7 protein-coding genes are annotated in these 8,769 nt (G+C 63.0%); 1 reads left to right on the plus strand and 6 read right to left on the minus strand.

Features of this window, described 5'->3' with window-relative positions; genetic code table 11:
- Positions 1 to 466 (minus strand): DUF4131 domain-containing protein (locus F8K16_RS06980; RefSeq protein WP_294948630.1); only part of this gene is annotated, 466 nt, incomplete at its 3' end.
- A 17-nt stretch (positions 467 to 483) separates the two neighbouring features.
- On the opposite strand from F8K16_RS06980, the gene F8K16_RS06985 reads away from it, so the two are divergent.
- Entirely contained in the window at positions 484 to 999 is a 516-nt protein-coding gene (locus F8K16_RS06985) for a DUF2062 domain-containing protein (protein WP_294948633.1), read from the plus strand.
- A gap of 15 nt (positions 1,000 to 1,014) precedes the next feature.
- On the opposite strand, the gene F8K16_RS06990 is transcribed toward F8K16_RS06985, so the two are convergent.
- The 5 genes from F8K16_RS06990 to hrpA all read right to left on the minus strand — a co-directional run.
- A complete protein-coding gene (locus F8K16_RS06990) occupies positions 1,015 to 3,381 on the minus strand; it encodes an AAA family ATPase (RefSeq protein WP_294948635.1) in 2,367 nt (788 codons plus the stop codon).
- A gap of 75 nt (positions 3,382 to 3,456) precedes the next feature.
- Positions 3,457 to 4,677, minus strand: a complete 1,221-nt coding sequence (locus tag F8K16_RS06995) for an ammonium transporter (protein ID WP_294948638.1) — start codon at positions 4,675 to 4,677, stop codon at positions 3,457 to 3,459.
- A 129-nt stretch (positions 4,678 to 4,806) separates the two neighbouring features.
- Entirely contained in the window at positions 4,807 to 5,073 is a 267-nt protein-coding gene (locus F8K16_RS07000) for a c-type cytochrome (RefSeq protein ID WP_294948640.1), read from the minus strand.
- 209 nt (positions 5,074 to 5,282) lie between these two features.
- Positions 5,283 to 5,903, minus strand: coding sequence for a c-type cytochrome (locus tag F8K16_RS07005; protein ID WP_294948643.1), 621 nt, complete (start codon positions 5,901 to 5,903; stop codon positions 5,283 to 5,285).
- A gap of 93 nt (positions 5,904 to 5,996) precedes the next feature.
- A partial coding sequence (hrpA, locus tag F8K16_RS07010) for an ATP-dependent RNA helicase HrpA (protein ID WP_294948645.1) occupies positions 5,997 to 8,769 on the minus strand: 2,773 nt, incomplete at its 5' end.

Genomic DNA, 8,769 nt, shown 5'->3' on the forward strand with positions numbered 1-8,769 from the left:
ATCCCGCCTCATTGACCCAGCCATGCACCGGCGAGAGCCGCACGCGCATCTGCCAGCGACTGCCGGGCTCCAGCGTCACACGACTCGCCACCTCACCATACAACCGCAGGCGCACCCGCCAATCCACGCTCTGCCAGGTGGAGTCACCCACACGCCGAACCTGCTCGATACGGGCGCGCACCTGCTGGCGGGGATAGGGTTGCAGACGGTGCTTAGGCAGCCCGGCCACCACCAGCCGGACTTCCAGCGGGTGATCCATCCATGTCGCTGACACCGGGCGGTGCTGCTGCGCCCACAGTGCGCCCCACAGCAGACCGGCCAGCACGCCCAGCGGGACAGCGCGCCATTTTGCCGCCGCAGGCAGGCGCCGAGCCACTAAAATACTGCCGGCGGCGGCCAGCGCTCCCCATGGCGCCCAACCGGGCCACTGCTGCAAGAACCACAGGCCGGCCAGCCAGCCAAGCACGAAGGGAATCAACTCACATGCCTCGCAAACTTTTCAGGAAATATACACCCGATCCGGAAAAGATCCGCAACATGAAGGGACTGGGCTGGCTGGGCAGGTGGCTGGGCAACCCGGCCATCTGGCACCTGCACCGCCGCTCGGTGGCGCGCGCCTTCTTCATCGGCATGTTCTGGATGTCCATTCCCATGCCATGGCAGATGATCGCCGCCGCCCTGACTGCCATTCCACTGCGCGCCAATCTGCCATTGAGCGTGGCGCTGGTGTGGATCAGCAACCCGATCACCATGCCCCCCATCTTCTATTTCAACTATCTGGTGGGCACCTGGGTGCTGCAGCGACCAGCCCAGCATTTCGAATGGAGCATGGAGCCTGAGAGGCTGATGGCGCTGATCGGCCAGATCGGCGTGCCGCTGTATGTGGGCAGCGTGGTGGTGGGACTGGTGCTCGGCGCGGTCAGCCATGTGGGCATCAACTGTTTCTGGCGCTGGCATGTGGCCCGCGCCTGGGCGAAGCGCCATAACCGGGCCGGCTGAGCCGGAGGTTGCGGGTCAGTCGGTGTCGGCCCTTTCCTCGTCCTTCTCCGCCCACCGTTCAAGCCGTTCGAGCACCTGATCATGCACCTGCTGCGCGCGCATGCCGGTGAGCAGCTCCAGCGAATCGTCCACGTGACCGACGGCATACAGGTAGAACTGGCCCGCCGCCACCGCATCCCTTACCGCCTGTGACAGCATCAGATGACGCACATTGGCCCGCGGCAGGATGACCCCCTGCTCGCCGGTCAGCCCGCGCGCCCGGCAGATCTTGAAGAAGCCCTCGATTTTCTCGTTGATGCCGCCCACCGGCTGCATGTCGCCAAACTGGTTGACCGAGCCGGTCAGGGCCAGGTCCTGCCGCAGCGGCACCTGCGCCAGCGCCGAGATGAGCGCCACCAGCTCCGCCGAGGATGCGCTGTCGCCTTCGACACCGTCATAGGTCTGCTCCATCACCACCGAGGCGGAAAAGCCGTCCTGCCGATGGCGCAGATAGCGGGCGCGCAGAAAGCCGTCGAGAATCAGCACCCCCTTGCTGTGAATGGGGCCGGCCATCTCCACTTCCCGTTCAATGTCCAGCACGCCCTGATCTCCCGGAGACACCTGCGCGGTGATGCGCACCGGCTGGCCGAAGGCGTGCTTGCCCAGCGCAATCCAAGTCAGGCCGTTGACCTGGCCCACACGCTGCCCTTCCAGATCGATGAGGATCTGACGCTCCACCACGGCGCGGTGGTAGGCGTCCTCGACCAGACCGGTATGGAAGCTGCGCTGCTCGATGGCCGCCTCCACCACCTCGCGGGTCACCTGCTCATGGCCATGAGCCCGGGCCCAGGCGTTGGCCTCGGCCATCATGTCTCGCAGCAGCCCCTTGTTGGCGCTGAGCCGCTGCTGATCCTCCGCCAGCCGCGCGGCATATTCCACCATGCGCTCAAGCGCGCACACGCTCATGGGCAGGTCGTTCCAGCGGGCCACCTCGTCCGCCAGACGGGCCGCCAGCGCCTGTTCGTATTCCCCGGTGCGCTCCAGCTCACTCTCAAATTCCACCTGCACCTTGAACAGCCGGTCGAAGTCGCTGTCCAGCGCCTGCAGGGCGTAAAAATGCGCCGGCTCTCCGATGAGCACCAGCGTCACCTCCAGCGGGAAATCCGGTAGGTGATAGGGCACCACCTGCGCGCTCTGAGGCAGCGTGAAGCTGAGCCGCTTGCCCATCAGGGCCGCCTTCAGCTCCGTCCACAGGGCACTGTCGGCCAGCACCTTCTCCACCGGCAGCATGAGAAAACCGCCATGGGCCTGCTGGAGCAGGCCCGCCTGATGGTTCATGGCCAGCGCCAGCATGTCGCCGCTGCTGTTCTGCTGATGGGCCTGAATGGTAAAGCCGGTCAGCTTCGCAAGCGTGATGTTGTCCTCATAGATGACCGGAGCGCTTTCCAGCCCACCGTTGTCCACCAGCAGATTGACGCCGAACACCGCCATGCCCGGCTGGGCCTGGATCAGTTCCTCAAGGCCGGTCTGGGGTGTAAGCGTGGTCACCTGCTCGGCGCTCTGGTCCCAGAACAGGTGCAGGCGGGCCACCACCGCATGCTTGAGGTCGTCCAGATAGTCGGCCACCTCCTGCCGCTCGCCGAAACGACGCTGGAGCTTGTCGATCAGAGGCGAAATGTGCGCCAGCGCGGTTTCCGTGTTGAGGCGCCTGCCGGCCTCCTGATGCGCGTGCTGCAGCTGGGGAAAGTGACTCAACGCCTCGTTGAGCGCCTGCTCCACCTCGCCGATGGCCTTCTCATAGCGCTGGTAGAGCGCCTCATCCTTCGCCTTCAGCTCGCTCAGGCGATAGAGCTGCCCCTCATGCTTGGCATAGAGCATGAAGCTGTTGTCACCCTGATCGATCTCCACGCCCAGCTTCTCAGCCAGTTCATAGGCGGGCTTGAGCACCTCGTCCTGACGCGCCTTCAGCTCCAGCTCCAGTTCGTGACTGCGGCGCTGATAGGCCACGCCATCGAAAATGAGCGGCAGCTGCGCCTTCATCTGGGCAATGAAGGCCTCCACCGCCTCCTTGAAGGCGCGACCGCGACCGGCTGGAAAATAGAGGTAGCGGGTCTGGTTGCGGCTGGCGAAATCCGCCACCAGTACCACATCGTCGGGAACGGCGCGGCTGGCGGCCGCCTGCTCCAGCATGGCCTTGACCATGCCGATGCGCCCCACGCCGGGCTCGCCCAGCACGAAGATATGGTTCTGCTTGCGCTTCAGATGCAGGCCGAAGGCCAGCGACTGCCACGCGCGGGGGTGCACCCGTTGCATGTAGCGGGTAATGTCACAGGGCTGCTTGCGCGGATCCTGTTCGAAACGGGTGGAACGGTAAAGACGCTCTGCGTTCAGCGATTCAATCAAGGCGGGTCTCCTCCCGAAACAAAAACAGGCCGCGTCTGCGGCCTGCTGTCATCGCCGGGAAGATTATACCCAAACTCAGTAATCGCCCGGCGGATTGGCGCGGATGCGGTGAATGGCCAGATCCGCCCCTTCGTACTGCTCTTCTTCGCTGAGCGTGATGCCCACGGTCTTCTTCAGCAGCAGATAGACGACATAGCCGCCAATGAAGGCGATGGCAATACCCACCAGAGAGCCAACCAGCTGACTCATGAAGCTGACACCCCCCAAGCCGCCGAGCGCCTTGGTGCCGAAGATGCCCGCCGCCAGCGCGCCCCACACGCCGCACAGCCCGTGCAGCGGCCATACACCCAGCACATCATCGATCTTCAGGGTGTTCTGCGTCCAGGTGAAGGCCTTGACGAACAGCCAGCCGGCCACCAGGCCGATCGCCAGCGCCCCCAGCGGATTGACGATGTCAGACCCTGCACATATGGCCACCAGTCCCGCCAGTGGACCGTTGTGAATGAAACCCGGATCGCGCTTGCCGAAGACGGTCGCTGCCAGAATGCCGCCCACCATCGCCATCAGGGAGTTGAGCGCCACCACGCCGGAGATGGCGTCCACCGTCTGAGCGGACATCACATTAAAGCCGAACCAGCCCACGCTCAGAATCCACGCACCCAGCGCCAAGAAGGGGATGCTGGAGGGCGGGTGCGCGTAGTTGATGCGCCCATCCCGGGTATAGCGCCCGTGACGGTGGCCGTAGAGCAGCACCGCCGCCAGCGCGATCCAGCCACCGACGCCATGCACCACCAGAGAGCCGGCAAAGTCGTGGAAGCCGGCGCCGAAGGTCTGCTCAAGCCAGCTCTGGAAGCCGAAGTTGCCGTTCCAGATCATGCCCTCGTAGAAGGGATAGACAAAGGCCACCAGCAGGAAGGTGGCTGCCAGCTGGGGCCAGAAACGGGCTCTTTCCGCAATGCCGCCGGAGATGATGGCCGGAATGGCGGCGGCGAAGGTGAGCAGAAAGAAGAACTTGACCAGTTCGTAACCATTGGCATGGGTCATGTCATGCATCAGTTTCGCCATGTCGAACCCATAGAAGACGCCATAGGCGATGCCGAAGCCGATGAAGAAGTAGGCGATGGTGGATACGGCGAAATCCGTGATGATCTTGGAAAGCGCGTTCACCTGATTCTTGTGCTGCACCGTGCCCACTTCAAGGAAAGCGAACCCGGCATGCATGAAGAACACCAGAATGGCGCCCATGAGAATGAAGAATGTATTGACGCCGTCAACCAGCGCGGTTGCCTGCTCCATGTTGACCTCCAGATTGTGCGATGTGATGTGTCAATGTCGGGATCTGCGCCCCGGTTCTGGACGGGATTTTATCAGAGACAACCAAAAGACGCGGGCACCGGCTTGGCCGACCGGTGCCGCAAACGAGGATCAGATCTTCAGATCACGGGAGATGTAGAGGGCCACGGCTCGGATCTGCTCGTCACTGAGCGACTTGGCTCGCAGCGTCATCAGGCTGGCGTTGAAGCCTACATGCCTGCCCGCCTTGTAGGCTTTCATCTTGCGGATCAGCTCCGGCATCTCCTGCCCCGCCAGCGGTCGCCCGATGTCCCCTTTTCCATCCGCACCATGGCAGCCGGCGCAGGACTGCTCGTAAAGATGTTTGCCCTTGAGATAGAGGGCCTGGTCATCTGCCAAGGCATTGGCGCTCCAGACAAGCGAACAGGCTGTAAATAGAAGGATTGCGACTCGACGCATGGACTCACTCCCACCGTGAAAAGTGATGGGAATTTTAGGGTTCACCCGGTGTAATGAAATTGATCCAGATCATTTTTACAAATTTTCATGAATAAAAAACCCCGCATGATAGCGGGGTCTGGCAATGACATACAATGAATTTCAATAAATCACTTGAAATTATTTGCAATATACTGGGCAACAGCCTCGATATCCTCATCGGACAATCCCTGCGCCATGGGCGCCATCATGGCCGTCTGCGGGCCGCGCTGCTTGCCTGCCTTGTAGTCATGCAGCTTGGCCTTGATCTCTTCGGCGCTCTGGCCGGCCAGCTTGGGTCCGACGCCACCGCCGCCATTGGGGCCATGGCAGCCGACACACTGGCCATAGACTGCGGCACCCTTGTCCGCCGGCGCCTTGGGCTGAACCGGCTCCTTGGCGGCAGTCATGGCGCCCTGCACGGCATGGACGGCTTCATCCGCCTTCTCGCCCGCTGCTGCGGCGATCTTGGCTGCCGCCTCACCGGCAGACTGAGTGACCTCGGCCACCTTGTTACCGGCGGATTTGGCCACTTCGGCGGTCTTGTCTGCTGCAGACTTGGCCATGTCGCTGGCCTTTTCAGCCATGGAGGCGGCTGATTCGGCGGGTTTCTGCGCAGGGGCGGACGCCTGTGCTGCCGGCTGGGTTTCGGCAGGTGCCTGAGCGGACTGGCCGCCCTGATCATTGCCGCCGCTACAGGCGGTCAGCAGTGTGGCGCTGGAGAGCGCCATCAGCATCATCCATTTTTTCATGAGCGTTCCTCCTTGCGATTCTCAGTGGGTTGAGCAACAGAAAGCCTGTGCCCGTTCATTCTAATTCATCAAGCCTGTCACTCAATTAAATCGTCACAGTTTTTCCATCATCTTTTCCAACCGTCGCAGCGACACCGGCTGCAGGGTGCGAATGGTGGGGGCGAACAGTTGCAGCCGCAGCTCCTCCAGCAGCCAGCGCAGCTGCAGGGTGGCGTCCGACTCACCATGGCGTCTGACCGCGCCCTCCACCAGCGCCTGCGCCTCTCGCAGAGTGGCCATCTGCTCCGCATCCCGTGCCGGGTTCTGCTCCAGCCGTTCAAGACGCTGCTCGATGCCGCGCAGATAGACACTCAGGCGGCCGAACCAGGGATCCGGCACCTTCTCCACAAAATCGGTGAACACCAGCCCATCCAGCTGCCCCTGAATGTCACCCAACGCCTGCAGCAAGCGAGGGTTGCCGCCCTTGAGCCGCCGTTTCACCTGCTGGTAGCGCTGCAGAATGTCCGTCACCTGCTCGGACAACTTCTGAGCCTGCTCGATCCAGCCGGCGCGCACCTGCGCTTCCACTTCGCGGAAAGCGGAAGGATCACGAATGGCTTCCGATGACGGCACCAGCGCGCGCAGAGCACGCCGGACAACCTGCGCCTTCAGGCTGTCACAACTGCCCAGCGGGGCGTAGATGAGGCACGCCTGCTTCAGAGGCAGCTTCCTGTGCAGATAGTCCGCCTTCTCCTTCAGACGCAGCTGCAGCAGCGCGAGCACGCCTTCGGCATGGCTTTCCCGTGCCGCATCAGGCTGAGGCAATTCCACATACTGCACCCCCTCCTCCCCCGCCCGCAGGGCCGGATAGAGCACGAAATGCTGACCGCCGACAGTGCGCTCCACCTTTTCCGGCAGCGGGCGTTCAAAGTCCTGCCAGGTTTCCGTCTGTGCCGCCCTGCGACTGACCCTGCGCAGCCGCTCGGCCAGCTGCTGACGCAGCGCGCTCAGTACCATGCCCCGCGCCAGTACTTTGCCCTGCCCGTCCACAATTTCAAATTTGGGTTTCAGATAATCCGGCAGGTCCGTGTTTTCAAAGAGGGTTTCATCAATGTCATCTGCCAGATGACGACGCAGAAGCCGGGTCAGCTGACGCACGAAGGGCTCGCCGCTGTCCGGTCTCATCTCTCCGGCCAGCCTTTTCGCCGTCTGCGGCACGGGCACCAGCCGTCGACGCAGGCCACCGGGCAATTTCTTCAGATGGAAAGCGATCTTCTCGGCCAGCAACCCCGGTGTCAGGTAGTCGAAACGGGTGTCATCCAGCCAGCCGAGTGCCTCCAGCGGGATACGGAAGGTGACCCCGTCCCGTGCCTGCCCCGGCTCGAAGCGGTAGCGCACCGACAGCACATGGTTGTCGATCTGAAGCTGATCAGGAAAGTCCCTCTGCCAGTCCGCATCGGCTTCCCGCCTCATCAGCCGTTCACGAGTGAGAAAGAGCGCCTTGCGATCGGCCTCGCCTGCCTGCCGCCACCATGTCTCGAAGGCGGGCGTGTTGTAGATGTGCTCAGGAATGCGCGCGGCGTAGAAGTCCTGCAGCACGCTTTCGTCAACCATCAGGTCCGGGCGGCGTATCTTGTGCTCCAGCCGCTCGATCTCCCGGCGCAGCTTCTCGTTGTGCACGATGGCGGGCACGCGGGTGCGCACCTCGCCAGCCGCCAGCGCCTGAATGAAGATGCGATGCGCCTCCTTCGGATTGATGCGCCCGTAGTTGACCTTGCGCCGACGCACCAGCGGCAGGCCATACAGGGTCACGTTCTCGTAGGCACCCACCTGTCCGCGGCGCGCCTCCCAGTGGGGATCCTCGTAGCTGCGCTTGACAAGATGCCCCGCCAGCGGTTCGATCCAGCGCGGATCGACAGGGGCATTGGTGCGTGCCCACAGCTTCGTGGTTTCCACCAGTTCGGCGGACACCAGCCACTTGGGCCGCTGCCTGAACAGTACGGAGGACGGATGAATGTGGATGCGGCTGTTGCGGGCGCCCAGATAGGCGTTGTCCGTATCCTTCATGGCCACACTGCCCAGCAGGCCAGCCAGCAGGCTGCGGTGCAGGCTGACGGCGTGGGCATCCGACAGGCGCATTTCCGGCATGTCCGGTTCGCTGCACGCTTCCAGCGGGTGCAGGTCCGGCACCGCCACACCCATCCTCTTGAGGGTGGCGCGCAGCTGCATGAACAGGTCGTGCCATTCCCGCATGCGCAAAAAGGAGAGCGCATTGGTGAGGCACAGCTTGCGCAGCTTGTTCTGGCTGAGATGCCGCTTCTGGTATTCGTAGAAGTGCCACAGGTGGATGAAGAACAGAAAATCCGAGCGTGGATCCCGCCAGCGGGCATGCGCCCTGGCCGCGCCCTCCGCCTTCATTTCTCGCGGATCTTGGATGGACAGGGCGGAGACCACAACCAGCACCTCCGCCAGCACACCGTTGCGCTCACCCTCCAGAATCATGCGGGCGAAGTGAGGATCCAGCGGCAGACGCGCCACCTTGTGGCCGAGGGGCGTCAGCCGCCCCTTCTCGTCCAGCGCGCCGATCTCGTGCAACGTCTTTTCGCCGTCACGGATCAGGCGCGGTTCCGGCGGGTCGATGAAGGGGAAATCCGCCATCTCCCCCAGCCGCAGCCGCTTCATCTGCAGCAGTGCGCTGGCCAGCGAAGTACGCCGGATCTCCGGATCCGTGTATTGCGGACGGGCGTTGAAATCCTCCTCCGAATAGAGACGGATGCATACCCCCTCGCTCACCCGACCGCAGCGCCCCTTGCGCTGGTTGGCAGACGCCTGAGAAATTTTCTCAACAGGCAGCCGCAACACCTTGAGTCTTGGGGAATATCGACTG

Source organism: Sulfurivirga sp. (genome assembly GCF_015490265.1).
GTDB lineage: Bacteria > Pseudomonadota > Gammaproteobacteria > Thiomicrospirales > Thiomicrospiraceae > Sulfurivirga.

Excerpts from the sequence above, each read along its gene's own strand:
- F8K16_RS07005 (WP_294948643.1), bottom strand. The coding sequence starts at position 5,903 with ATGAAAAAATGGATGATGCTGATGGCGCTCTCCAGCGCCACACTGCTG.
- F8K16_RS06995 (WP_294948638.1), bottom strand. The coding sequence starts at position 4,677 with ATGGAGCAGGCAACCGCGCTGGTTGACGGCGTCAATACATTCTTCATT.
- F8K16_RS06985 (WP_294948633.1), top strand. The coding sequence starts at position 484 with ATGCCTCGCAAACTTTTCAGGAAATATACACCCGATCCGGAAAAGATC.